Source organism: Pantoea sp. X-Soil-YNGN-844, assembly GCF_059730595.1.
Genome location: NZ_AP036007.1, coordinates 3076329 through 3101705, shown reverse-complemented (window position 1 = coordinate 3101705; position 25377 = coordinate 3076329). Strand labels below are relative to the sequence as shown.

Here is a 25377-nt window from a genome sequence, read left to right as displayed (position 1 = left end):
ATCCTGTTACACGGCCGCGCACTGACGCGGCCGTGTGCGTTTGGGCGCTATTCAGGTAAGACCGGCGTCCAGTCCACCGGCTTTTTACCAGCAGCGCTCAGCAGTTCATTAGTCGTTGAGAAGTGTTTGCTGCCGAAAAATCCACGGTGCGCGGAGAGCGGCGAGGGATGCGGCGCCTGCAGCACATGATGGCGCTTACGATCGATAATGCTGCCTTTCTTCTGCGCATGTGAGCCCCACAGCAGGAAAATCACCCCTTCACAGTGCTGGTTAATCGCCGCAATCACGTTGTCCGTAAAGGTCTCCCAGCCAAAACGAGCATGGGAATGGGCTTTACCCGCCTCAACCGTTAACACCGTGTTCAGCAACATTACCCCCTGTTTTGCCCAGCTCTCAAGAAAGCCGTGATCGGGTTTCCGGAAGCCGGGAATATCCTGCATCAGCTCTTTATAGATATTCTGCAGTGAGGGCGGTACCTGAACGCCCGGCAGCACCGAGAAAGCCAGCCCGTGCGCCTGATTTGGCCCGTGATAGGGATCCTGCCCCAGAATCACGACGTTGACGTCACCCAGTTCCGTCAGGCGAAACGCATTGAACACATCTTTCTGCGGCGGATAGACGGTTACACCCGCGGCGCGTTCATCGGCTACCTGCTTCAGCGTCTCAATAAAATAGGGTTTCTCTTTCTCTTCAGCCAGCACGTCGTGCCAGGTCAGCTTTTCAGCCATGTTTAACTCCCTTAACGTTAGTGGAGTAAGCTTAGCCGTTCCTGCCGCTGACCTGAAGGCAAAAATAATTTGAAAAATACAAATTATTTTTAGCTGGCAGGCATTTTGAGATCAATGGGTTAGCTAAAAAGCGCGCTGAATGGCTGATTAATATTGATACAGGTCAAGGCTGTGTCGAATGAACGATGGTATACCGGGGCCTCAAATTTGATTTATTCACGTATTATCCGGGAGACGCAATCATGATCACTGGTATCCAGATCACTCAAACTAACAATTCAAAACTTCTGAACTCCTTCTGGCTGCTGGATGAAGAGAAAGCTGAAGCGCGTTGCTTGTGTGCAAAAGCGGGCTATGAAGAAGATCAGGTTGTCGCCATCAGCGAACTGGGCGAATTCGCTTACCGTGAAGTGCCGGTTGAAATCAAACCGCAGGTGCGCGTTGAGGGCGGACAGCATCTGAACGTCAACGTTCTGCGTCGCGAAACACTGGAAGATGCGGTAAAACATCCAGAAAACTACCCGCAGCTGACCATTCGTGTTTCAGGCTATGCCGTGCGTTTTAACTCACTGACGCCTGAGCAACAACGCGACGTGATCACCCGTACCTTTACCGAAAGTCTGTAAACCGCCTGAATTATCGGGCGCTGAAAATTAGCGCAAAGCACACACGGCAATTTTTACTAGTATTATTAAATAGATAAGCAGTTAATTACCCGGCATGCGGATGTCAGTGTTGTGAAGAAAGGGCACTGGCAGAAAAAACATTCTGAAAAGGCCGTAACTGATTATCAGATAAAAAAAATCGCCTCCTGTGAGGCGATTTTTTTATGCGTGTGATGTTTTATTCCGCATTCTCGTTAGCTGGCGTAGTGCCGCTTGCCTTGCGGCGTTTGCCGACGTTTTTGGCATCACGATGGCGTTTTTTCACGCGCGGCTTTTCTGTTTCGCTCGCTTTCTTCTCGGCACGCTTTGCCAGCACCTTTTTCGACGGTTTACCCGTGGTTTTAGCACTAGGCGCACGCGTCTCAGGACGCAGCTCATCAATCACGCGCGCTTTGATCGGCTCGTTCACGTAGCGGGTGATTTTGCCCAGCAGAACGAAGTCGTGCGCTTCAACCAGTGAAATGGCGATGCCTTTGCGGCCCGCACGACCGGTACGACCAATGCGGTGCAGATAGGTATCGGCGGTGCGCGGCATGTCATAGTTGAAAACGTGACTGACATCTTCAACATCGATGCCGCGCGCGGCGATATCCGTTGCTACCAGCACGTTTACGCGGCCTTCACTCAGACGTTTGATCGCTTCGTTACGCTTGGCCTGCACCATTTCGCCTTCAAGATAGCTGCTACGAATCCCCGCTTCGTGCAGCCAGCTCACCAGCTCATGCAGACGTTCACGCTTGCGCACGAACACGATGCTGCGCGTCACATCCGGCTGCTTCAGCAGATGAATCAGTAATTTGGTTTTATGCTGCAGATCATCCGCGCGGTAGTACCACTGCTGGATCTTTTTGCGCTCGCGACGGCTCGGATCCGCTTCCAGCTCAACCGGTTCGTTCAGCAGACGCTCGGCGAAGTCTCGGATATTGTCGCCTTCCAGCGTGGCGGAAAACAGCATGGTTTGCTTGCGCCAGCGCGTTTCAGCCGCGATGGTTTCGATATCCTGCGCAAAGCCCATATCAAGCATGCGGTCCGCTTCATCCAGCACCAGGGTTTCTACGGCGCGGCAGTCAAAGTTTTCTTCTTTGATGTACTGAAGCAGACGGCCGGTGGTCGCGACCACAATGTCCTGATTTTCGCTGAAGACTTCGGCATGGTTCATATAAGCCACGCCGCCAGTGATCGTAGCGATGTCCAGATGCGTATGTTTCGCCAGCTCACGCGCATGATCGGCAACCTGCATCGCCAGTTCACGGGTTGGGGTCACAATCAGGATGCGGGGTGGCCCGGATTTCTTGCGCGGAAAATCAAGCAGGTGCTGCAGCGTCGGTAACAGATACGCGGCGGTTTTCCCGGTTCCTGTAGGTGCCGAACCCAGAACGTCACGGCCCTCCAGCGCGGGCGGAATTGCAGCGGCCTGGATCACTGTTGGGCGCGTAAAGCCTTTTTCCTGCAACGCTTGTAGCAGGCTTTCGTCGAGTTCGAGTTCGGAAAATGTGGTTACTGTCATGGTCTACCTCAGTTTGGGGCGCTGATTATAGACAGATCAGACTGAATCTTCATCTGTTAATCCGTTTCCGCTGCGCCTGGGGTTGTCTGCTGCGTGAATTCCCACTGTCGTCACGTTACACTCATGCGCTGCCGTGCGGCAGGAAAAAACGATGGTAGTGACGAATGATGCAGGATAAGCCGCGTGAACGGCCTCAGTTAAACAAGAACGGATTTACCTTTAAACAATTTTTTGTTGCCCACGATCGCTGTGCGATGAAAGTGGGCACCGATGCCATTCTGCTTGGTGCCTGGGCGCCGGTCGCCGGAGTCAGACGTATTCTGGATATTGGCAGCGGCAGCGGGCTAATCGCGCTGATGCTGGCGCAGCGCACGCCGTCACTGGTCCAAATCGATGCGGTGGAGTTAGAACCTGAAGCTGCACAGCAGGCGCAGGAGAATGTGCAGCAGTCACCGTGGCCTGAACGTATTCAGGTTCATCAGCAGGATATCGCCAACTGGGCTGAGCAGTGCGATAAACGTTACTCGCTGATTGTCAGCAATCCCCCTTATTTCACGCCGGGCGTAGCCTGTTCTACCGTGGCACGGGACAATGCACGCGCGACGGCCTCGCTCGATCATCAGACGCTGTTACGCAGTGCAGCCTTATTAATTGAAGAAGAGGGGATGTTCTGCGTGGTGCTGCCCGTCGATATTGGGGAGACGTTTATCACCCTGGCGCAGGCCGATGGCTGGCATCTGCGTTTCCGGCTGGACGTGGCGGAATATGTCCATCGTCCGCCACACCGCGTCGTACTGGGTCTGTCGCCGCAGGCTGGGGAAACGCTGCTGGAGCGTCTCGCAATCCGCGCACCAGATACTCGCTATTCCGATGAGTGGTGTAGCCTGACGCAGGACTTTTACCTCTTCATGTAACCCGGCGGGGTCAGAATAGTTGGCAGCGCTTCTGGCAGTAAGTCCGGATAGTCACGGATATAGTGCAGGCCGCGACTCTCTTTTCGCTCCAGCGCGCAGCGCACCATCAGGTCTGCGACCTGCACCAGATTCCGCAGCTCCAGCAGATTATTGGAGAGGCGGAAGTGGTGATAATACTCATCGATCTCCTGCTGAAGCAGATTGATGCGGCGTAACGCCCGTTCCAGCCGCCGGGTGGTGCGGACGATTCCCATATAATCCCACATGAACAGACGCAATTCGTGCCAGTTATGCTGGATCACTACGCGTTCATCGGCGTCATCAACCTGACTCTCATCCCATGCAGGGAGGGCTGTGACGGCTTCAATGCCGGGCAGAGTACGCATCAGCTCCTCTGACGCGGACCAGCCATACACCAGACACTCCAGCAGCGAATTGGAGGCCATGCGGTTAGCGCCATGCAGGCCGGTATAACTCACTTCGCCAATGGCATACAGGCCACTGACATCGGTCTGACCGTGCCGATCGACGACGACGCCACCGCAGGTGTAGTGCGCGGCAGGCACAATCGGAATCGGCTCTTTGGTCAGGTCAAAGCCAAAGGTCAGCAACTTCTCATAGATCATCGGAAAGTGTGCGCGCACAAATTCTTCAGGCTGGTGGCTGATATCCAGATACATACAGTCAACGCCCAGCCGTTTCATCTCGTGGTCGATAGCGCGGGCAACAATATCGCGCGGGGCCAGTTCGGCGCGTTCATCGAAGTCGGGCATAAAACGACTGCCATCGGGACGTAACAGCCAGGCACCTTCTCCGCGTAACGCTTCGGTTAACAGGAAATTCTGCGCCTGCGGATGAAACAGGCAGGTCGGATGAAACTGGTTAAATTCCAGATTGGCCACCCGGCAACCCGCGCGCCATGCCATCGCGATGCCATCACCGGAGGCGATGTCAGGGTTAGTAGTATATTGATAGACTTTGGCGGCACCGCCGGTTGCAACGACGACGGCCCGCGCCCGACAGGTTTCGACCTGCTCGCGATTACGATTCCAGATCCACGCACCCACCACCCGGCGAGCGCCAGGCAGGCCGATTTTATCTGAAAGAATCAGATCGACCGCGTTGGTGCGCTCCAGAATCCGGATGTTAGGGTGGCTCAATGCCTGGCTCACCAGCGTGGTTTCTACCGCGTGGCCGGTGGCGTCAGCACTGTGCAGAATGCGGCGATGACTGTGGCCGCCTTCGCGCGTCAGGTGATAGCGCATGTCACCCGCCGCCTGCGGATCGAGATCAAACGCAACGCCGTTGTCGATAAGCCATTGCACGCAATGCCGGGCATTACTGGCAATAAACGACACGGCCTCTCGGTCGCATAATCCCGCGCCGGCAATCAGGGTATCTTCGATATGTGACTCGATGCTGTCCGTCTCATCAAACACCGCAGCAATACCGCCCTGTGCATAAAGGGTTGACCCTTCATTGACCTGCGCTTTACTGAGAACGGTCACCTGATAATGTTTTGCCAGCCGTAACGCCAGCGACAGTCCAGCTGCACCGCTGCCCACAATCAACACATCACACTGATAATCCGGGTTCGCATTCATCATTATGTTTAATTTACTAAACAAGACCAGGCCTGAGCATAAGCGTAATAGGGAGTTCTGTGAAGTATTTTAAACATCAGATGCGCGCGTTAATCTGATAATTATTTAAAGTCACCTATAATCAGTAAGTTAAAAGCATGCTGCTTCAGCTGTGGTTTTATATAGCAAACTTATTAAACCTAAAGGATTTAATGATGAAAAAGCTGTTGTCATAGGTTACTCTGCCTGCGATTTACGCTCCTGACACTGAACGAAAACGAACAACCTGTGTTATCTCCATCGGAGCGGTAAATATCACGGCGGGAAGTGAACTTCGCACCACATCACAACTCTAAGCGCATGCTTGCTCAGAACATGAGATGTGCTGGCAGTTACTTTATGCATATGAAAAATTTGGGGAGACATTACCTCGGATGAGCGAGCAGTTAACGGATCAGGTCCTTGTCGAGCGGGTACAGAAGGGAGATCAAAAAGCGTTCAACTTACTGGTGATTCGTTACCAGCATAAAGTGGCGAGTTTGGTTTCACGCTATGTTCCCTCGGGCGACGTGCCTGATGTAGTACAGGAATCGTTTATTAAAGCGTATCGCGCACTGGACTCTTTCCGGGGCGATAGCGCGTTTTATACCTGGCTGTACCGCATTGCGGTAAACACAGCGAAAAATTACCTGGTTGCTCAGGGGCGTCGTCCGCCATCCAGCGATGTGGATGCTATTGACGCAGAAAATTTCGAAAGTGCGGGTGCACTAAAAGAAATTTCGAACCCTGAGAACTTAATGTTGTCTGACGAATTGAAACAAATTGTCTTTCGTACCATCGAGGCGCTACCAGAGGACTTGCGTATGGCAATCACCCTCAGGGAACTGGACGGTCTGAGTTATGAAGAGATCGCCGTCATTATGGATTGCCCGGTAGGCACTGTTCGATCACGTATCTTTCGTGCGCGAGAGGCCATTGATAACAAAGTTCAACCGCTTATCCAACGTTAGTGATAACGGCTACTGGAAGGGTACATAGGCATGCAGAAAGAAAAACTTTCCGCTTTAATGGATGGTGAGACCTTAGATAACGAGCTGTTTTCCGCCTTGTCTAAGGACGCAGAACTACAGAAAAGCTGGGCGAGCTATCATCTTATTCGCGATACCATGCGCGGTGATGTGGGCGATGTCCTGCATTTTGATATCTCTGCGCGCGTCGCTGCTGCTATCGAAAAAGAACCGTTGCGTACGGTTACCACGCTGATCCCTGAAGCTCAGCCAGAACCTTCCCGCTGGGAAAAAATGCCGTTCTTGAAAAAAGCGCGCCCTTGGGCTGCGCAACTGACTCAGGTGGGCGTAGCTGCCTGTGTGTCACTGGCCGTGATCGTGGGTGTTCAGCACTACAACCAGCCGCAGGGTAGCGCCACGCAGACCTCTGACTCTCCGGTGTTTAATACGCTGCCGATGATGGGTAAAGCTTCACCGGTGAGCCTGGGCGTGCCGTCTGATGCCTTTGACACCAACAGTTCAAATCAGCAGGTTCAGGATCAGCGTCGTCGCGTGAACGCCATGCTGCAGGACTATGAACTGCAACGTCGTCTGCATGCTGATCAGCTGCAGTTTGAAACCGATGCGCCAAAACAGGCGCAGGTTGATGTTCCCGGAAACCAGTCATTAGGACAGCAGCAGCAGTAATGAAGCCGTTTTGGTATGCTGTTAGCCTGCTGACAGGCAGCCTGTTGTGGTCATCTGCCGCCCCGGCGCAAACTACTGCGTCCGGGGCGCTATTGCAGCAGATGGAGCAGGCTAGTCAGAACCTCAACTACGAATTTGCCTATATCAACGTCTCGCGCATCGGCATTGAATCGCTGCGTTATCGTCATGCTGTGATCGATAACCGGATATTCGCGCAGCTGTTGCAGATGGACGGGCCACGTCGGGAAGTGATCCAGCGTGGCAACGATATCAGCTACTTCGAACCCGGCCTTGATCCCTTTTCGCTTCCAGGCAATCACATTATTGACGCTTTGCCGTCGGTGATTTTTGCTGACTTCACCAAACTCGCTACTGCCTACGATTTTATTACCGTGGGACGCTCGCGCATTGCCGATCAGATGTGTGATGTGTTGCGCATCGTGTCACGCGATGGCACGCGTTACAGCTATGTGGTCTGGCTGGATGTGGACACCAAGCTGCCGCTGCGCATCGACCTGCTCGATCGTGATGGTGAAACGCTGGAGCAGTTCCGCGTCATCAGCTTTGCGGTGGATGAAGGGGTGCGCAATCTGATGCAGGGGCTGGAGAAAGCGAATCTGCCACCGTCGCTGTCCGTACCGAAAGGGGACGCGGTTACCGTCGCCTGGCAGCCAGGCTGGATACCCGCAGGCATGTCGCTGGTGTCGCAGAATCGTCGCACGCTGCCGGGGCTGAACAAAAATATTGAGTCGAAGCTCTACAGCGATGGTCTGTTTAGTTTCGCGATCAACGTGACGCCAGCCGATAAAAGCAGCACAACCCAGACATTGCGCACTGGGCGTCGTACGGTCCAGACCGTTGTGCGCAATAATAACGAAATTGCGGTGATCGGCGAATTACCGCCCTCAACCGCAAAACGTATTGCGGACAGCATCGACCTGGGGTCACAAAAATGATGAGAGAATGGGCCACCGTGGTGGCATGGCAGGATGGCATTGCCACACTGCACACCGAAGCAAAAACGTCCTGCAACAGCTGCCAGGCACGCAAAGGCTGTGGCAGCCATATGCTGAACAAACTCGGTCCAAAGAATGCTCACGTGATGCAGATTGCCAGCAGCAAGCCGCTGCAGCCGGGACAGCGCATTGAGTTAGGCATCAAAGAGAGCAGCCTGCTGGGTTCAGCGCTGCTGGTCTACATGACGCCGCTGTTTGGCCTGTTTGTGGTTGCCGGCCTGTTTCAATCGCTGTTCAGCAGCGATCTGGCGGCCGCCTGTGGCGCACTGCTGGGTGGCATCGGCGGCTTTATTGTCGCGAAAGGCGTTTCAATGAAATTTGGCGATCGCGAAGCCTTTCAGCCGGTCATTCTGAACATCGCTCTCCCTCCCGATGCGCTGCGTGTTGAAAGCGAAGCGTAATGTACGTCCAGGCCGCGCATCCCGCGGCCTTTGTCCGTTCTGCCTTGCGCAGATATCTGTTTCGCTTCCACCACGTTCCATTCTTTTATGCGCGGCGTTAACAGTGTAATATGCGTCGTCATTAATGAGGCTGACAGGATTGTGGGTAAAGAGCGATCTTCCTGAATGTGTCTGTGCTCAGATTTTCAACTGAATTTTAAGCGAAGATATCCCTATAAATGAAGCACATAAGAAATTTCTCCATCATCGCTCATATCGACCATGGCAAATCTACGCTCTCTGACCGCCTTATTCAGATCTGCGGTGGCCTCTCTGACCGTGAGATGGCTGCGCAGGTTCTTGACTCCATGGATCTGGAGCGTGAGCGTGGCATTACTATCAAAGCACAGAGCGTCACACTCGATTACCACGCGAAAGACGGCGAAACTTACCAGCTCAATTTCATCGATACTCCGGGCCACGTAGACTTCTCTTATGAAGTTTCCCGCTCACTGGCTGCCTGCGAAGGTGCATTGCTAGTGGTGGATGCGGGTCAGGGTGTTGAAGCGCAGACACTGGCGAACTGCTACACCGCGATGGAGATGGATCTGGAAGTAGTGCCGGTTCTGAACAAAATTGACCTGCCAGCCGCCGATCCCGATCGCGCTGCGCAGGAGATTGAAGATATTGTCGGCATCGATGCGGCTGATGCGGTGCGCTGCTCCGCTAAAACCGGCGTCGGCGTTCCGGACGTGCTGGAACGCTTAGTGCGCGATATTCCGCCGCCGGAAGGCGATCCGGAAGGTCCGCTGCAGGCACTGATTATCGATTCCTGGTTTGATAACTACCTGGGCGTTGTCTCGCTGGTGCGTGTGAAAAACGGCACCATGCGTAAAGGTGACAAGATCAAAGTTCTCAGCACCGGGCAGGTCTATAACGCTGACCGCCTGGGTATCTTTACCCCAAAACGTGTTGACCGTAATGAACTGAACTGCGGTGAAGTCGGCTGGCTGGTCTGCGCCATTAAAGATATCCTCGGCGCACCGGTGGGGGATACCCTGACCACCGCACGCAACCCGGCAGACAAAGCGCTGCCAGGCTTTAAAAAAGTGAAGCCGCAGGTTTATGCCGGTCTGTTCCCGATCAGCTCTGACGACTATGAAGCGTTCCGTGACGCGCTCGGCAAGCTGAGCCTGAACGATGCCTCGCTGTTCTATGAGCCAGAAAGCTCAACGGCGCTGGGCTTTGGTTTCCGCTGTGGTTTCCTCGGTCTGCTGCACATGGAGATCATCCAGGAGCGTCTGGAGCGCGAATACGATCTCGATCTGATTACCACTGCACCGACGGTAGTGTATGAAGTTGTGACCACCGGCGGCGAAATTGTTCATGTCGACAGCCCATCCAAGCTGCCGCCACTGAACAACATCGAAGAACTGCGTGAGCCCATCGCGGAATGTCACATGCTGCTGCCGCAGGAGTATCTGGGCAACGTTATTACGCTCTGTATTGAGAAGCGTGGCGTGCAGACCAACATGGTTTACCACGGCAATCAGGTTGCACTGACGTATGAAATTCCGATGGCAGAAGTGGTTCTCGACTTCTTTGACCGTCTGAAATCCACCTCGCGCGGCTATGCCTCACTGGATTACAACTTCAAACGTTTCCAGCCTTCAGACATGGTGCGTGTCGACGTACTGATTAACTCTGAACGTGTGGATGCGCTGGCGCTGATTACTCACCGCGACAATGCGCCTTATCGTGGCCGCGATCTGGTTGAGAAAATGAAAGATCTCATCCCGCGCCAGCAGTTTGATATTGCGATTCAGGCTGCCATCGGTAACCACATTATTGCTCGCTCAACGGTTAAACAGCTGCGTAAAAACGTTCTCGCCAAGTGTTATGGGGGTGACGTCAGTCGTAAGAAGAAACTGTTGCAGAAACAGAAAGATGGTAAGAAGCGTATGAAGCAGGTTGGTAACGTTGAGCTGCCACAGGAAGCGTTCCTCGCCATTCTGCATGTCGGTAAGGACAGCAAATAAGGATTTCCAATGGCTAATATGTTCGCCCTGATTCTGGCGATAGCGACGCTGATTACTGGCATCGTCTGGGTAATTGATCGTTTCAAATGGGCACCCGAGCGTCGCGCAAAACAGGCGGCGGCACAGGCCCAGACCGGTAACGCACTTGACAGCAAAACGCTGGCGAAAGTCTCTTCACAGCCAGGCTGGGTTGAGACCACCGCGTCCGTGTTCCCGGTGCTGGCTGTGGTTTTCATCGTGCGTTCGTTTATTTACGAACCGTTCCAGATTCCCTCTGGCTCGATGATGCCAACACTGCTGATTGGCGATTTTATTCTGGTGGAGAAATTTGCTTACGGCATTAAAGATCCGATTACCCAGACCACGCTGATCCCAACCGGTCAGCCGAAGCGCGGCGACATTGCGGTATTTAAATACCCGAAAGATCCGAGCCTGGACTACATTAAGCGCGTTATTGGCCTGCCAGGCGATAAAGTCATCTATGATCCTTACAGCAAAACGCTGACGGTGAAACCGACCTGTGGTGATGATAAAGCCTGCGACACAGCGTTAGCAGTGACTTACACCGACGTTGAGCCAAGCAACTTTATCCAGACCTTTAGCGGCTTTGATGGCAACGAAACCGGCAACGGTTTTTATCAGGTGCCACAGGGCGATACCCTGCGCGGTGGTCTGCGCCTGGGAACACGTAAAGAGACAATCGGTAACGTGACGCATGACATTCTGCTGGTTAACGAAGCGCAGAGTCAGGCAGGCATGTATTATCAGCAGCCGGGTCAGCCGCAGGCGAGCTGGGTCGTGCCGAAAGGGCAATACTTCATGATGGGCGACAACCGTGATAACAGCGCCGACAGCCGCTACTGGGGCTTTGTCCCTGAGCGTAATCTGGTCGGCAAAGCGGTCGCTATCTGGATGAGCTTTGAGAAACAAGAAGGTCAGTGGCCAACCGGCGTGCGATTCAGTCGCATCGGCGGTATCCACTAATAATTTTGTCTGATTAACAGGCAAATCGGGTGGCCTCCTCAGGGAGGCCACTGCACACCAAACGGAACGTGTTGGACTGCCAGCCCCGTTTGGTATGCAGAGTCACAGACGCAACAAAGAACTGGAATCGCATGAACCCCATCCTGATTAACAAGCTTCAGCGCAAACTGGGCTACACTTTTACTCATTCGGAACTGTTACAGCAGGCCCTGACTCACCGCAGCGCCAGCAGTAAGCACAACGAGCGCCTGGAATTTCTGGGCGATTCTATTCTTAGCTATGTGATTGCGAATGCCCTTTATCACCGCTTCCCGCGTGTTGATGAAGGTGACATGAGCCGCATGCGTGCCACGCTGGTGCGTGGCAATACGCTGGCTGAAATGGCTCGCGAATTTGATCTTGGCGAGTGCCTGCGCTTAGGGCCGGGTGAGCTGAAAAGCGGCGGTTTCCGTCGCGAATCGATCCTGGCGGATACGGTGGAAGCGCTGATTGGCGGCATCTTCCTCGACAGCAGCATCGAGCGGGTAGAGCAGCTGATCCTCGACTGGTATCAGACGCGCCTGGATGAAATCAGTCCTGGCGACAAACAAAAAGATCCCAAAACGCGCCTGCAGGAGTATCTGCAGGGACGTCATCTGCCGCTGCCAAGTTATCTGGTGGTGCAGGTGCGTGGCGAAGCCCACGATCAGGAATTTACCATTCACTGTCAGGTGAGTGGCATGGCCGAGCCGGTCGTCGGCGTCGGCTCCAGCCGTCGTAAAGCCGAGCAGGCAGCGGCTGAGCAGGCACTGATAAAATTAGGTCTCGAATAGGTCTGTCGGGGAGACAGTGCCGGACCGGCGCTGAATCAATCACCCTCTGACAGCTCTATCCCGGCGTCAGAAGACGCTGAATGACACATGACTCAAATAGCACTCTTCGGCGCCGCATCAGGCGCTGAACAATTCAGGACTCGAATGAGCGAAAACGTTACTTATTGCGGCTTTGTCGCGATTGTTGGCCGACCGAACGTCGGTAAATCCACCTTACTGAACCAGTTGCTGGGGCAGAAGGTGTCGATCACCTCGCGTAAGCCGCAAACCACGCGCCACCGCATCATGGGCATTCATACTGAGGGCAACTATCAGGCGATTTACGTCGATACCCCCGGACTGCACATGGAAGAGAAGCGCGCCATTAACCGTCTGATGAACCGTGCAGCCAGCAGTTCTATCGGCGACGTAGAGCTGGTGATCTTCGTTGTTGAAGGAACCCGCTGGACGCCAGATGATGAGATGGTGTTAAACAAACTGCGCGACAATAAAGTGCCGGTTGTGCTGGCTGTGAATAAAGTCGACAACATCCAGGATAAAACCATTCTGCTGCCGCATCTGCAGTTCCTCAGCCAGCAGATGAACTTCCTTGATATCGTGCCTATCTCTGCGGAGAGCGGCAAAAACGTCGATACCATTGCGGCCATTACCCGCAAGCATCTGCCGCAGGCCGATCATCACTTCCCGGAAGATTACATCACCGATCGCTCTCAGCGTTTCATGGCGTCAGAGATGATCCGTGAAAAATTGATGCGCTTCCTGGGCGCTGAACTGCCTTACTCGGTCACCGTGGAGATTGAGCGTTTCGTGACCAACGAACGCGGCGGTTACGACATTCATGGACTGATTCTGGTCGAGCGCGAAGGGCAGAAGAAGATGGTGATTGGCAACAAAGGTGCCAAAATTAAAGTCATCGGAACAGAAGCGCGCAGGGACATGGAAGAGATGTTCGAAGCGAAAGTGCATCTCGAACTGTGGGTGAAAGTGAAATCCGGCTGGGCAGATGACGAACGAGCGCTGCGCAGCCTGGGTTATACAGACGATCTCTGATTCAATGGAAGGCTGGCAACGCGCCTTTGTGCTGCATAGTCGTCCCTTCAGCGAAACCAGCCTGCTGCTCGACCTGTTCAGCGAAAACGAAGGGCGGGTTCGGGTGCTGGCCAAGGGCGCACGCTCGCGGCGCTCCCAGCTGAAAGGTGCGTTACAGCCTTTTACCCCGCTGCTGGTTCGCTGGAGCGGGCGTGGGGACGTTAAAACCCTGCGCAACGCCGAAGCGGTGTCGCTGGCTTTACCGCTCAGCGGCATTACGCTCTACTGCGGTCTCTACGTCAATGAGCTGGTCTCGCGCGTACTGCAGCCGGAATCTCCCTTCCAGGAACTCTTCTTCGACTATCTCAACTGCCTTCAGGCTTTAGCCTCAACGCACGGCAAGCCCGAACCGGCACTACGCCGTTTTGAACTGGCGCTGCTCGGTCACCTGGGCTACGGCGTCGACTTCCTGCATTGTGCCGGCAGCGGCGAGCCTGTCAGCGACGACATGACGTACAGCTACCGTGAAGAGCGTGGTTTTATCGCCAGTCTGGTAGTCAATCAGCGCAGCTTTACCGGCCGTGAGTTGCACGCCCTGTGCGAACGTGAGTTTCCCGATGCCGACACGCTGCGCGCTGCGAAGCGGTTTACCCGTATAGCCCTGAAGCCCTACCTGGGTGGCAAGCCGCTGAAAAGTCAGGAGCTGTTCCGCCAGTTTATCCCAAAGAAAAAGCCCGAACAGGCAGATGAATAGCGCAGGGTGTCCCGACGGTTTATAGTTGCGCGGTACACTCAACATCACGATGGAAAAGAAGTGAGGATGGTTATGGCTGAGTTGCTGTTAGGCGTCAATATCGATCACATTGCCACGGTGCGTAACGCCCGTGGGACAAACTATCCCGATCCGGTGCAGGCGGCATTCATCGCCGAGCAGGCAGGCGCAGACGGCATTACGGTGCACCTGCGCGAAGATCGCCGTCACATTACTGACCGCGACGTGCGTATTCTGCGTGACACCATCCAGACGCGCATGAATCTGGAGATGGCGGTCACTGATGAGATGATCGGCATCGCCTGTGATATCCAGCCCCATTTCTGCTGTCTGGTGCCGGAAAAGCGTCAGGAAGTGACCACGGAAGGCGGACTAGATGTGGCAGGGCAGCAGGAGAAGATGAACGCGGCCGTACGACTGCTGCGTGACGCGGGCATTCTGGTTTCACTGTTTATTGATGCTGACCACCGCCAGATCGAAGCAGCCGTTGCTACCGGTGCGCCTTACATCGAAATTCACACCGGCGCTTATGCCGAGGCTCCCGAGGGACGAGCGCGTGACGCAGAGCTGGCACGTATTCGCCATGCCGCGACCTTTGCCGCCAGCCTGGGGCTGAAGGTGAATGCCGGTCACGGTCTGACCTACCACAACGTGCTGCCGATTGCGGCGCTGCCGGAAATGCATGAGCTGAATATCGGCCATGCGATTATCGGCCGTGCGGTGATGAGTGGCCTGCCGGATGCGGTCAAAGAGATGAAGCAACTGCTGCGTGAAGCCCGCCGCTGATGGCTATTCTGGGTCTGGGCAGCGACATCGTTGAGATTGAACGCATCGCCGACGTGATAGCGCGCTCCGGCGACCGGCTGGCGCGTCGGGTGCTGAGTGAAGCCGAATGGCAGCAGTATCAGGCGCACAAACAGCCGGTGCGCTTTCTCGCTAAACGCTTTGCGGTTAAAGAGGCGGCAGCCAAAGCCTTCGGCACCGGCATTCGCGGTGGTCTGGCATTTAATCAGTTCGAAGTTTACAACGATGCGCTGGGTAAACCGGGGTTACGCTTCTTTCAGCAGGCCGCTGACGTGGCAGAGAAGCTGGGCGTTAACCACGTTCACGTAACGCTGGCCGACGAGCGTCACTACGCCTGCGCCACGGTAATTATTGAAAGCTAGCCGTGCAGCAGCACGAACTTATCCCACAGCGCATCGCGTGATTCGGTGTGCTGTGGGTCAGTGATAATGGTGTTGTCGATGGGGCAGACCCGCTGACAGGTTGGCGCTTCGTAATGCCCGACGCATTCCGTGCAGCGGCTGACATCAATCTCATAGATCGCATCGCCCAGTGAAATCGCCTGGTTCGGGCACTCCGGTTCACACATATCACAGTTAATGCATCTGGACGTAATCAACAGCGCCATTTATCCCACCTGGTAACAACAGAAAAAACGCGGGTATTATACGCGCTGCCACTGATCAGACCAGCTTTTTCACCAGCGCTTCGCTGTGACGAATATGACTCGACGCACGTTCCGGATCGTTTTGCACCAGCGCCATAAACAGCAGATCGGTCAGGGCCAGCTGCGCTGTGGTCGAGGAGATCGCCGCGCTGCGGGTGCTCTGCTCTTCCGCCACCGTGTAGAGACAGTAGCTGGCGCTCTGCTGCAGGGTATTCGGTGTAAAGCCGGTAAACGCCACCACATCGGCCCCAACCTGAACTGCTTCCTGCGCCGCCAGATTAATCTCGCGCCGTTCCCCGGTGTAGGAAATAGCGAGTAGCACATCGCCTGGTCCCATCGCCTGCACGCTGGCCAGCAGGGCGTGCATGTCCTGTTCCGCCACCGCATTGATACCAATCTTCATCAGCTTCCAGGAGAAGTCCTTTGCCACCAGGCCCGATGCGCCGATGCCGACCAGTAAAATGCGCCGGGCATTTTTCAGCAGCTGTAACACATCGTTTAGCTTCTCTTCGCTATTAATATCCAGCGTGGCGCGGATCGCCGAGAGCTTTTCGGTCAGCAGCTTTTCCCCCACCATTTTAAGCGGATCGTCGCTGAGAATATGGTTATGCACGGTAATGGCATCCTTGTCCGCCAGTGACTCACTCAGAGCCAGCTTAAGCGCCGGAAAGCCTTTATATCCCAGCTTCTGAGCAAACTTCACCACGCTCGACTGGCTGACGCCCGACTCTTCCGCCAGCTTTTGCGAACTCAGGTGACGTGCCCGATCGGGTTGCGACAGTAAAAAATCCGCCAGCCGACGCTCGTTCAATGCCAGACGTGGATAAAGCTGGCGAATGCGCAGCAATGAACTCATGCCCAATCCTCGTAATCCAGGGATAATCAGTGAAGAATAAACTATTCATCGGGCATTGTAGTCATCGGAATTAAAAATGACCGTCATCGCCGTACCGCCTGATGATGGCTACACTACTCTTTATCATCCAGGAATCAGCCGTTAAGGAGAGTTGTTTGACCAGGGGAACACAACGTCGCATCGTATTTTTCGACCTCGATGGCACTTTGCATCAGCAGGACATGTTCGGCACCTTTATGCGCTATCTGCTGCGTCGCCGCCCGCTTAATCTGCTGCTGGTGGTGCCCTTACTGCCGGTGGTGGGCATCGGCCTGCTGTTTAAAGGCCGCGCGGCACGCTGGCCTATGAGCCTGCTGCTCTGGTCAATTACCTTTGGCCGATCCGAGCAGACATTGCTGCGCCTCGAAGCCGAGTTTGCCCAGTGGTTTCGCCTGCGCGTAAAAGCCTTTCCGGTGGTACAGCAGCGCCTGACGGATTACCTCGGCAGTGATGACGCTGACGTCTGGCTGATCACCGGATCGCCACAGTCGCTGGTAGAGCAGGTCTATTACGACTCCGCGTTTCTGCCACGCGTGAAGCTGATTGCCAGTCAGATGCGGCGCGGCTGGGGCGGGCGTGTGCTGGCGATGCGCTGCCTCGGTCATGAGAAAGTGGCCCAGCTTGAAGAGAAAATCGGCACGCCGTTACAGCTCTACAGTGGCTACAGCGACAGCAAACAGGACAACCCGTTACTGTTCTTCTGTCAGCATCGCTGGCGTGTAACCCCGGCGGGTGAACTGCAACAGCTGGAATAAGTTTCGACACGCTCGCAGAGATCGCTATAATGCGCCGCTTTTCAGTCGCCCGGAGTGGTCAGCGTGAAACAACAAGATGAATACTGGATGCGCCACGCGCTTAGCCTGGCGCGCCGCGCCTGGGAGCAGGGCGAAGTGCCGGTGGGAGCCGTGCTGGTTCAGAACGACCGGGTGATTGGGGAAGGCTGGAACCGGCCCATCGGCCAGCACGATCCGACCGCGCATGCAGAGATCATGGCGCTGCGGCAGGGCGGTAAAATACTGGAAAATTACCGCCTGCTGGATACAACGCTTTACGTTACGCTGGAGCCGTGTGTGATGTGCGCTGGTGCCATGGTTCACAGCCGTATTAGCCGACTGGTCTACGGTGCGCACGATATTAAAAGTGGGGCGGCGGGATCGCTGCTGGATGTACTGGGCCATCCTGGCATGAATCATCAGGTTGAACTGCATAGCGGCGTGCTGGCTGAAGAGTGTGCCGCCATGCTGAGCGACTTCTTCCGTATGCGTCGCGAGCAGAAAAAAGCGCTGCGTCAGGCGCAACGCCAGGGTTAGTTCATGGCGATCTTCGGTTCGACCGCCGGGTAGCCCTTCGCCAGTTCGGCCTGGGCTTCAGCCTGCCGCGCCAGACGCTTCTCCTGCTCCTGCAGATAACCCACCAGGCTTATCTGATACTTGCGGATATTCTCTACGTAGTTATAGGCTTCATGCCCACGGGCATAGCCATAAGCTGTCTGAGTGTAGTAGCGCTTCTGGCTTAACATGGGCAGACGTAGCTTCACATCCGCCCAGCTGTCCGGATTACCGCCCTGGCGTGCCGTCAGCTTGCGGACGTCAAGCATATGGGCATAACCCATGTTATAAGCCGCCAGCGCAAACCAGATGCGCTCATCTTCCGGGATGGTCTGCGGCACCTTCGCCATCATATCCTGCAGATACTGACTGCCGCCGCGAATGCTCTGTTCGGGATCGGTTCGATCGCCCACATCCAGGCTATCAGCGGTGTTACGCGTCAGCATCATCATGCCGCGCACGCCGGTCGGTGAGGTAGCCTGCGGGTTCCAGTGCGACTCCTGATAAGAGATCGCTGCCAGCAGCCGCCAGTCGATGCTGGTGGCATACTTCTCAAACAGCGGCTTGATGTCGGGCAGCGTATTGTCGATGGCGCGCAGGAATGTGCGGGTATCAACATAGTCAAAGGTGCCGACGTGACCGAGGTATTTCTCCTCCAGCCGCGCCATCGCGCCTTCTTCGCCCATACCATTAAAGAAGTCGAGCATTGCTGCATTCAGACTGTCGTCATCGCTGTGCCGCACATACCAGGTCACCGGCTCTTCATCGGTAACATCGAACGCCACCGCCAGCTGCGGATAGATGCGCTGCAGCAGGGCGATGGTCACCGAGTCACCAATGGTGTAGTCGAGCTTGCCGTCGGCGACCGCTTCCAGCAGGGCTTTAGGACTCTGATCGGTGGAGATCGCCCAGTCCAGATCGGGGAACTGATTGGAACGCGCGCTCTTCAGCGTGGACAGATAGGCCGATCCGGACGCAACCGTCAGCCGCCCCTTTAAGTCACCGAGGTTTTTAGGGCGTGGCTTATCCACGCGATAGACCAGCTGTTGTGAAACGTTGTAGTAACCTGGCCCGGTCTGATAGCGCGTCAGGCGTTCATTGTTGTAGTTCAGGCCAGCGGCCAGCAAATCGGCTTTACCCTCGTCAAGGTCATCAAACAGATCGCTCAGGTTAGGACGAACCGTCACCTTCAGTTTGACGCCAAGATAATCGGCGAAGCGTTTTGCCAGCTCATAATCCATACCGGCCGGTAACTGGTTAACTGTGTAGTACGTTAATGGGGAGTTGATGGTACTGACCCGCAGGACTCCCCGTGATTTAATCTGTGAAATCCTGTCCTGCCCACCCCCATACCAGGGAATGGATGGCCACAGCGCTAACGCTAACAGCACGGCAACCAGACCGATAAACAGATAATTAAATTTTAGGCGTTTCAAATAGTTATCTCTCGCTGGCTCTAAGGCCTCTGTCTTTTAAAGGCAGTATTTATCTTCTTTGAACTCCCAGAGCGAGGGGCATTTTGCGCAACAAAATCACACTGAGCAACTTTTATAGCAGCTTTTGCGCAAAATTCAGGCAAATCCGGGTTGCCAAAAATTGTGCGCAAACGGTTTCGTCGCGAGGTCGCTTTCTCTATAATACGCCCCGTTTTCCCTGTTGCGCCCAATCAAGCGTCGCCCGGCGCCCTGACGAGAGACTTATTAATGGAAATTCTGCGTGGTTCGCCCGCCCTGTCGGCATTTCGTGTAAACAAACTGCTGACCCGCTTTCAGGACGCTCATCTGCCGGTGAGTGATATTTACGCTGAGTACATCCATTTTGCTGATGTCAGTACGCCTTTAACCGCTGACGAACAGAGCCGCCTGCAACGCCTGCTGAAGTATGGTCCCTCTCTCGCTGAACATGCCCCGCAGGGACGTCTGCTGCTGGTGACGCCACGTCCCGGCACCATTTCGCCCTGGTCATCCAAAGCCACCGACATTGCTCATAACTGCGGCCTGCCGCAGGTACGCCGTCTGGAACGCGGTCTGGCTTTTTATGTGCAGGCTCTGCAACTGACAGAAGCGCAGTGGCAGACGCTGGGTACATTTCTGCACGATAGGATGATGGAGACGGTCTATAGCGATCTGGCGCAGGCTGAGCAGCTGTTTGCGCACCATACGCCGCAGCCGGTGAAGAGCGTCGATCTGCTGGGTGAGGGCCGTCAGGCGCTGGTTCAGGCAAATATCTCGCTGGGTCTGGCGCTGGCAGACGATGAAATTGACTACCTGGTGGCGGCATTTACCGCGCTGGGCCGCAATCCCAACGACATTGAACTCTATATGTTTGCGCAGGCGAACTCTGAGCACTGTCGTCACAAGATTTTCAACGCCGACTGGATTATCGACGGCGAGAAACAGCCGAAGTCGCTGTTTAAGATGATCAAAAACACCATGGAGCAGACGCCGGACTTCGTGCTCTCTGCTTATAAAGATAACGCCGCCGTGATGGAAGGGTCAGAGGTTGGCCGCTTCTTTGCTGACGCCGGCGAGAGCGAATACCGCTGGCATCAGGAAGCTGCCCATATCCTGATGAAGGTGGAAACGCATAACCATCCAACGGCCATCTCGCCGTGGCCTGGTGCCGCGACCGGTTCCGGTGGTGAGATCCGTGATGAAGGCGCAACCGGACGCGGCTCCAAGCCCAAAGCGGGCCTGGTTGGATTCTCGGTTTCTAACCTGCGCATTCCGGGCTTTGAACAGCCGTGGGAAGAAGACTTCGGCAAACCGGCGCGCATCGTCAGCGCACTGGAAATCATGACCGACGGGCCCCTGGGCGGCGCTGCGTTTAACAATGAATTTGGTCGTCCGGCACTGAATGGCTATTTCCGTACCTATGAAGAGCAGGTCACCAGCCACAACGGCACCGAGCTGCGCGGCTATCACAAGCCGATTATGCTGGCGGGCGGCATCGGTAACATCCGTGCCGATCACGTGCAGAAAGGCGAAATCACCGTCGGCGCGAAGCTGGTGGTGCTGGGTGGACCGGCTATGAACATCGGCCTGGGCGGCGGCGCGGCATCATCCATGGCCTCGGGCCAGTCGGATGCCGATCTCGACTTCGCCTCGGTTCAGCGTGATAACCCGGAAATGGAACGCCGTTGCCAGGAAGTGATCGACCGCTGCTGGCAGCTGGGCGATGAGAACCCGATTCTGTTTATTCACGACGTAGGCGCGGGCGGCCTTTCCAACGCCATGCCGGAGCTGGTCAGCGATGGTGGCCGCGGTGGCCGGTTTAACCTGCGTGACATCCTGAGTGACGAGCCAGGCATGAGCCCGCTGGAAGTCTGGTGTAACGAATCACAGGAACGTTATGTGATGGCCGTCGCGCCCGATCAGCTCGCACAGTTTGAGGCGATATGCCAGCGCGAACGTGCTCCGTTCGCGGTGATTGGTGAAGCGACCGAAGAACTGCACCTGAGCCTGGAAGATAGCCATTTCGATAATAAGCCAATCGACATGCCGCTTGACGTGCTGCTGGGCAAAACGCCGAAGATGACGCGTGATGTGGTGACACAGCAGGCACAGGGTACCGAACTGCAGCGCGACGGCATTACGCTGGTCGATGCGGTGAATCGCGTGCTGCATCTGCCTGCCGTAGCGGAGAAAACCTTCCTGATCACCATCGGTGACCGCAGCGTGACCGGCATGGTAGCGCGCGATCAGATGGTCGGCCCGTGGCAGATCCCGGTTGCCAACTGTGCGGTGACTACCGCCAGTCTCGACAGCTACCACGGCGAAGCCTTTGCCCTGGGCGAACGTTCTCCGGTTGCGCTGCTGGACTTCGCGGCGTCGGGTCGTCTGGCGGTGGGTGAAGCACTGACTAACCTGGCGGCAACGCAGATTGGTTCGCTGAAACGCGTGAAACTCTCGGCTAACTGGATGTCTGCAGCCGGTCATCCGGGCGAAGATGCCGGTTTATATGCAGCGGTGAAAGCGGTCGGCGAAGAGCTTTGCCCGGCGCTGGGGATCACTATCCCGGTCGGTAAAGATTCGATGTCGATGAAAACCCGCTGGCAGGAAGGCACCGAACAGCGTGAGATGACCTCGCCGCTGTCGCTGGTGATTACTGCATTTGCCCGCGTCGAAGATGTTCGTCGTACCGTCACGCCACAGCTGCAGGCGGAACAGGACAACCTGCTGCTGCTGATTGACCTGGGCAACGGCGCGAATACGCTGGGCGCAACCGCGCTGTCGCAGGTCTATCGTCAGCTCGGCGATAAACCTGCCGACGTGCGTGATGCGACACAGCTGGCGGGCTTCTTCAATGCGATTCAGGCGCTGGTGGCTGAGCAGAAATTGCTGGCCTACCACGACCGCTCCGACGGTGGTCTGCTGGTGACCTTGGCCGAAATGGCGTTTGCCGGTCACTGCGGTATCGACGTTGATATCGCCTCGCTGGGCAACGATGCGCTGGCTGCTCTGTTTACCGAAGAGCTGGGCGCGGTGATCCAGATCAATGCCGCCGATCGCGCGGTGGTTGAGCAGATCCTGGCGGATCACGGCCTTGCCGCCTCGACGCATCTGCTGGGCAGCGCACAGCCGGGCGATCGCTTTGTGATCCGTGCCGGTGACAGCGCGGTTTACAGCGAAAGCCGTACCACGCTGCGCACCTGGTGGGCGGAAACCACCTGGCAGATGCAGCGCCTGCGTGACAACCCGGCGTGTGCCGATCAGGAGCATGAAGCGAAGAAGAACGACAGCGACCCTGGCCTGAACGTGAATCTGACCTTCAATCCGCAGGAAGATGTGGCGGCGCCGATGATCGCAACTGGCGCACGTCCACGCGTTGCGGTGCTGCGTGAGCAGGGCGTGAACTCACACGTCGAGATGGCCGCCGCCTTTGACAGGGCCGGTTTCACCGCCATTGACGTTCATATGAGCGATCTGCTGGCCGGACGTCGCGGTCTGGAAGAGTTCCAGGCGCTGGTGGCCTGTGGCGGCTTCTCTTACGGTGATGTGCTGGGTGCCGGTGAGGGCTGGGCGAAATCGATTCTGTTCAACCCACGCGTGCGCGACGAGTTCGAAACCTTCTTCCACCGTCCACAAACCCTGGCGCTGGGCGTCTGCAACGGTTGCCAGATGATGTCCAACCTGCGCGAACTGATCCCGGGCAGCGATCTCTGGCCGCGCTTCGTGCGTAACCAGTCTGAGCGCTTTGAAGCACGCTTCAGCCTGGTTGAAGTGGCCGCCAGTCCGTCACTGCTGCTGGACGGCATGGCAGGTTCGCATATGCCTATCGCGGTGTCGCACGGTGAAGGCTTTGTCGAAGTCCGCGATGCGACGCATCTGGCAGCGCTGGAGTCGAAAGGGCTGGTGGCACTGCGCTTTGTCGATAACTTCGGCAAGGTGACAGAAACCTATCCGGCTAACCCGAATGGTTCTCCTAACGGCATCACCGCTGTGACCAATGAAAGTGGCCGCGTCACCATTATGATGCCGCATCCGGAACGCGTGTTCCGTACCGTCAGCAACTCCTGGCATCCGGCCGAGTGGGGCGAAGACAGTCCGTGGATGCGCATTTTCCGCAATGCGCGCAGACAGCTGGGCTAATTTAATCCACTGAAATGAACAGGAGGCCAGCGTGCCTCCTGTTCTTTTTTGCGCCGCTGTTGGCAAATGGCGACAACAGAGTCATTGCACTGTCGCTGTATGGTGACATTTATCTCGTTGATTTTTAATGTGTGCTTATCAGACTGGTTTTAGTGTCGCCTTAAGGAGACAGATAGCCTGTGCTGATATAAGATTTTTCGCGACAGTCAGCGGGCGGGACTGCTCAATTTGCTGAAAAATATAATTATTTATTTTCTGGCATGGAACTTGCTATACTCATGCAGCTGCTCATTCACCTGTTTATGATTGCCCCGCTTAGCGGATAAGAGCTCATAAAGCCCGAATGACGCACCAAACGGAGCCTGCCGTCCACCTGACCGATAATCGCTTGCGTTATCAAACACCGGACGTAACGTTGAGTAAGGCTCCACCCATTCTTACGCGATGCACTACGCGTCGTGCCAGCGGCAGGCGATTGAGCCTGCCGTTTTCTTTTGTTCCCCTTTCTTCCGCAGACAGAGTCCGCTAGCATCCAGACAGCGAATCTTAAGGAAGCGGCTGCGTGAAAAAATGGCGTTTATTTCCCCGTTCTCTGCGTCAGCTGGTGCTGATGGCGTTTGTCCTGGTGCTGCTGCCCCTGCTGGTGCTGGCCTGGCAGGCGTGGGAAAGTCTCTCTGCATTAAGCGAACAGGCTGCGGACACCAACCGTAATACCTTTACCGATGTACGCAGAAGTGAGGCGATGGCGCGAACGGCAGTTGAGCTGGAGCGTAGCTATCGCCAGTACTGTGTGCTGGATGATGCCTCGCTGGCGCGCCTCTATCAGACTCAGCATACCCGCTACAGTCAGATGCTGAGCTCACACAGCGCCAGCCTGCCCGAACTGCCCGCATTCCAGACCTTACAGGCGACGCTGCCGCTGCTGACGCCACTAAAATGTGACAATGGCAATCCGGTGCCGGTTGCCGCAGAGGCGCTGGATCGCTTTTCTGCGACCAATGCGCAGATGGTGCAGGACACGCGCGAGGTGGTCTTTTCGCGTGGCTTACAGTTGCAGCGCGAAATTGCCGATCGCGGCCAGTTTTTTGGCTGGCAGGCGCTGATTCTGTTTATCATCAGTCTGGCACTGATGACGCTGTTTACCGGCATGATTATCGGTCCGGTTAAGCGCATTGAACGGATGATTAACCGGCTTGGCGAAGGGCGGGCACTGGGTAACAGCGGGACATTTCGCGGTCCGCGCGAATTACGCTCGCTGGGACAGCGCATCGTCTGGCTCAGCGAGCGGCTTCAGTGGCTGGAATCGCAGCGTCATGAATTTCTTCGCCATCTCTCTCACGAGCTGAAAACGCCGCTGGCCAGCCTGCGTGAAGGCACGGAACTGCTGGCGGACGAAGTCGCCGGCTCGCTGAATGCCGATCAAAAAGAGGTGGTTACTATCCTCGACAGCAGCAGCCGTCATCTGCAGCAGCTGATTGAACAGCTGCTCGATTACAACCGCAAACTGGCGGATGGCCCGATTGCGCTGGAGCCGGTCAGCGTGGCGGAGATTGTGGAAGATGTCGTTAACGCACATGCGCTCTCGGCGCGCGCCAAACTAATGCAGACGGTCGTCGATCTTAAGGTCAGTCACTGCCTTGCAGAACCGATGTTACTGATGCGGGTCATCGATAACCTCTATTCGAACGCCGTGAACTACGGCAGCGAATCCGGTACCATCTGGCTTCGCAGTCAGCAGCAGGGCGATCGGGTCTGGATTGAGGTCGCGAATAGCGGCTCGCCGATCCCGCCGGAAGAGCAGGCAATGATTTTCGAACCGTTCTACCAGGGCAGCCAGCAGCGTAAAGGGCCGGTGAAAGGCAGCGGGCTGGGATTGAGTATCGCCAAAGATTGCCTGCGCCGGATGCAGGGCGACCTGATGCTGGTCTCATGCGAGCAGGCTGACGTCTGTTTTCGAATTGAACTGAACACCACAGCCGGGAAAGTCTGA

The 25377-nt window shown here is 55.7% G+C and carries 23 protein-coding genes; 17 read left to right on the top strand and 6 right to left on the bottom strand.

The window, feature by feature from the left end; genetic code table 11:
* Positions 1-47: 47 nt before the first annotated feature.
* On the bottom strand, positions 48-728 hold the full coding sequence (gene ung / locus AC6I8C_RS14330) for a uracil-DNA glycosylase (protein WP_033733557.1): 681 nt from the start codon (positions 726-728) through the stop codon (positions 48-50).
* Positions 729-970: 242 nt separating this feature from the next.
* Between ung and grcA the strand changes: the two genes are divergently transcribed.
* On the top strand, positions 971-1354 hold the full coding sequence (gene grcA / locus AC6I8C_RS14325; RefSeq protein ID WP_497822869.1) for an autonomous glycyl radical cofactor GrcA: 384 nt from the start codon (positions 971-973) through the stop codon (positions 1352-1354).
* A gap of 217 nt (positions 1355-1571) precedes the next feature.
* Here grcA and srmB read toward each other — a convergent pair whose 3' ends face one another.
* The gene (gene srmB, locus AC6I8C_RS14320; RefSeq protein ID WP_497822868.1) at positions 1572-2900 is read right to left on the bottom strand and encodes an ATP-dependent RNA helicase SrmB; all 1329 of its coding nucleotides are present in this window, start codon (positions 2898-2900) and stop codon (positions 1572-1574) included.
* Positions 2901-3064: 164 nt separating this feature from the next.
* Between srmB and trmN the strand changes: the two genes are divergently transcribed.
* Positions 3065-3814 (top strand): tRNA(1)(Val) (adenine(37)-N(6))-methyltransferase TrmN, encoded by a 750-nt coding sequence (gene trmN, locus AC6I8C_RS14315; RefSeq protein ID WP_497822867.1) that lies wholly within the window; start codon positions 3065-3067, stop codon positions 3812-3814.
* Here trmN and nadB read toward each other — a convergent pair.
* Positions 3799-5418, bottom strand: a complete 1620-nt coding sequence (gene nadB, locus AC6I8C_RS14310; RefSeq protein WP_497823347.1) for an L-aspartate oxidase — start codon at positions 5416-5418, stop codon at positions 3799-3801. The genes trmN and nadB overlap by 16 nt on opposite strands.
* A 413-nt stretch (positions 5419-5831) precedes the next feature.
* Here nadB and rpoE point away from each other — a divergent pair, with 413 nt between their 5' ends.
* The 11 genes from rpoE to acpS all read left to right on the top strand — a co-directional run bounded on the left by rpoE (position 5832) and on the right by acpS (position 15289).
* Entirely contained in the window at positions 5832-6407 is a 576-nt protein-coding gene (gene rpoE / locus AC6I8C_RS14305) for an RNA polymerase sigma factor RpoE (protein WP_013358764.1), read from the top strand.
* 30 nt (positions 6408-6437) lie between these two features.
* Entirely contained in the window at positions 6438-7091 is a 654-nt protein-coding gene (gene rseA, locus AC6I8C_RS14300; protein WP_497822866.1) for an anti-sigma-E factor RseA, read from the top strand.
* Entirely contained in the window at positions 7091-8047 is a 957-nt protein-coding gene (rseB, locus tag AC6I8C_RS14295) for a sigma-E factor regulatory protein RseB (RefSeq protein ID WP_013358762.1), read from the top strand. Before rseA ends, rseB begins: the two co-directional genes overlap by 1 nt.
* Entirely contained in the window at positions 8044-8508 is a 465-nt protein-coding gene (gene rseC / locus AC6I8C_RS14290; RefSeq protein WP_033783909.1) for a SoxR-reducing system protein RseC, read from the top strand. The genes rseB and rseC overlap by 4 nt, the downstream gene beginning before the upstream one ends.
* Positions 8509-8726: 218 nt before the next feature.
* Positions 8727-10526, top strand: a complete 1800-nt coding sequence (gene lepA, locus AC6I8C_RS14285) for a translation elongation factor 4 (RefSeq protein WP_033783908.1) — start codon at positions 8727-8729, stop codon at positions 10524-10526.
* A gap of 9 nt (positions 10527-10535) precedes the next feature.
* Positions 10536-11510, top strand: a complete 975-nt coding sequence (lepB, locus tag AC6I8C_RS14280) for a signal peptidase I (protein WP_033733550.1) — start codon at positions 10536-10538, stop codon at positions 11508-11510.
* Between the two features lie 131 nt (positions 11511-11641).
* Entirely contained in the window at positions 11642-12322 is a 681-nt protein-coding gene (gene rnc, locus AC6I8C_RS14275) for a ribonuclease III (protein ID WP_010257656.1), read from the top strand.
* A gap of 144 nt (positions 12323-12466) precedes the next feature.
* Complete coding sequence (era, locus tag AC6I8C_RS14270) at positions 12467-13372, top strand: GTPase Era (RefSeq protein ID WP_033733549.1); 906 nt, start codon at positions 12467-12469, stop codon at positions 13370-13372.
* A gap of 4 nt (positions 13373-13376) precedes the next feature.
* Complete coding sequence (recO, locus tag AC6I8C_RS14265; protein WP_033733548.1) at positions 13377-14105, top strand: DNA repair protein RecO; 729 nt, start codon at positions 13377-13379, stop codon at positions 14103-14105.
* A 72-nt stretch (positions 14106-14177) separates the two neighbouring features.
* Entirely contained in the window at positions 14178-14909 is a 732-nt protein-coding gene (gene pdxJ, locus AC6I8C_RS14260) for a pyridoxine 5'-phosphate synthase (protein WP_013358756.1), read from the top strand.
* Positions 14909-15289 carry a holo-ACP synthase gene (gene acpS, locus AC6I8C_RS14255; RefSeq protein ID WP_013358755.1) on the top strand — a complete coding sequence of 127 codons (381 nt, stop codon included), beginning with the start codon at positions 14909-14911 and terminating at the stop codon, positions 15287-15289. Before pdxJ ends, acpS begins: the two co-directional genes overlap by 1 nt.
* Here acpS and AC6I8C_RS14250 read toward each other — a convergent pair.
* Entirely contained in the window at positions 15286-15534 is a 249-nt protein-coding gene (locus AC6I8C_RS14250) for a YfhL family 4Fe-4S dicluster ferredoxin (RefSeq protein ID WP_033733547.1), read from the bottom strand. The genes acpS and AC6I8C_RS14250 overlap by 4 nt on opposite strands.
* Before the next feature lie 55 nt (positions 15535-15589).
* Positions 15590-16429, bottom strand: coding sequence for a MurR/RpiR family transcriptional regulator (locus AC6I8C_RS14245; RefSeq protein WP_010257643.1), 840 nt, complete (start codon positions 16427-16429; stop codon positions 15590-15592).
* Between the two features lie 155 nt (positions 16430-16584).
* On the opposite strand from AC6I8C_RS14245, the gene yfhb reads away from it, so the two are divergent.
* Positions 16585-17223, top strand: coding sequence for a phosphatidylglycerophosphatase C (yfhb, locus tag AC6I8C_RS14240; protein WP_033733545.1), 639 nt, complete (start codon positions 16585-16587; stop codon positions 17221-17223).
* 63 nt (positions 17224-17286) lie between these two features.
* Positions 17287-17778, top strand: coding sequence for a tRNA adenosine(34) deaminase TadA (gene tadA, locus AC6I8C_RS14235; RefSeq protein WP_147789540.1), 492 nt, complete (start codon positions 17287-17289; stop codon positions 17776-17778).
* Here the strand turns inward: tadA and mltF are convergent.
* Positions 17775-19232, bottom strand: coding sequence for a membrane-bound lytic murein transglycosylase MltF (mltF, locus tag AC6I8C_RS14230; protein ID WP_013358751.1), 1458 nt, complete (start codon positions 19230-19232; stop codon positions 17775-17777). The genes tadA and mltF overlap by 4 nt on opposite strands.
* A 267-nt stretch (positions 19233-19499) precedes the next feature.
* Here mltF and purL point away from each other — a divergent pair, with 267 nt between their 5' ends.
* Positions 19500-23387: a phosphoribosylformylglycinamidine synthase gene (gene purL / locus AC6I8C_RS14225; protein WP_497822865.1), complete on the top strand. Its 3888-nt coding sequence runs from the start codon at positions 19500-19502 to the stop codon at positions 23385-23387.
* A gap of 562 nt (positions 23388-23949) precedes the next feature.
* On the top strand, positions 23950-25377 hold the full coding sequence (locus tag AC6I8C_RS14220) for a sensor histidine kinase (protein WP_497822864.1): 1428 nt from the start codon (positions 23950-23952) through the stop codon (positions 25375-25377).

Coding starts and splice junctions, on each gene's coding strand:
- rnc (WP_010257656.1), top strand. CDS start 11,642: ATGAACCCCATCCTGATTAACAAGCTTCAGCGCAAACTGGGCTACACT.
- lepA (WP_033783908.1), top strand. CDS start 8,727: ATGAAGCACATAAGAAATTTCTCCATCATCGCTCATATCGACCATGGC.
- grcA (WP_497822869.1), top strand. CDS start 971: ATGATCACTGGTATCCAGATCACTCAAACTAACAATTCAAAACTTCTG.
- era (WP_033733549.1), top strand. CDS start 12,467: ATGAGCGAAAACGTTACTTATTGCGGCTTTGTCGCGATTGTTGGCCGA.
- srmB (WP_497822868.1), bottom strand. CDS start 2,900: ATGACAGTAACCACATTTTCCGAACTCGAACTCGACGAAAGCCTGCTA.
- nadB (WP_497823347.1), bottom strand. CDS start 5,418: ATGAATGCGAACCCGGATTATCAGTGTGATGTGTTGATTGTGGGCAGC.
- lepB (WP_033733550.1), top strand. CDS start 10,536: ATGGCTAATATGTTCGCCCTGATTCTGGCGATAGCGACGCTGATTACT.
- AC6I8C_RS14245 (WP_010257643.1), bottom strand. CDS start 16,429: ATGAGTTCATTGCTGCGCATTCGCCAGCTTTATCCACGTCTGGCATTG.
- acpS (WP_013358755.1), top strand. CDS start 14,909: ATGGCTATTCTGGGTCTGGGCAGCGACATCGTTGAGATTGAACGCATC.
- recO (WP_033733548.1), top strand. CDS start 13,377: ATGGAAGGCTGGCAACGCGCCTTTGTGCTGCATAGTCGTCCCTTCAGC.
- AC6I8C_RS14250 (WP_033733547.1), bottom strand. CDS start 15,534: ATGGCGCTGTTGATTACGTCCAGATGCATTAACTGTGATATGTGTGAA.
- trmN (WP_497822867.1), top strand. CDS start 3,065: ATGATGCAGGATAAGCCGCGTGAACGGCCTCAGTTAAACAAGAACGGA.
- rseB (WP_013358762.1), top strand. CDS start 7,091: ATGAAGCCGTTTTGGTATGCTGTTAGCCTGCTGACAGGCAGCCTGTTG.
- rseA (WP_497822866.1), top strand. CDS start 6,438: ATGCAGAAAGAAAAACTTTCCGCTTTAATGGATGGTGAGACCTTAGAT.
- purL (WP_497822865.1), top strand. CDS start 19,500: ATGGAAATTCTGCGTGGTTCGCCCGCCCTGTCGGCATTTCGTGTAAAC.
- ung (WP_033733557.1), bottom strand. CDS start 728: ATGGCTGAAAAGCTGACCTGGCACGACGTGCTGGCTGAAGAGAAAGAG.
- pdxJ (WP_013358756.1), top strand. CDS start 14,178: ATGGCTGAGTTGCTGTTAGGCGTCAATATCGATCACATTGCCACGGTG.
- rpoE (WP_013358764.1), top strand. CDS start 5,832: ATGAGCGAGCAGTTAACGGATCAGGTCCTTGTCGAGCGGGTACAGAAG.
- rseC (WP_033783909.1), top strand. CDS start 8,044: ATGATGAGAGAATGGGCCACCGTGGTGGCATGGCAGGATGGCATTGCC.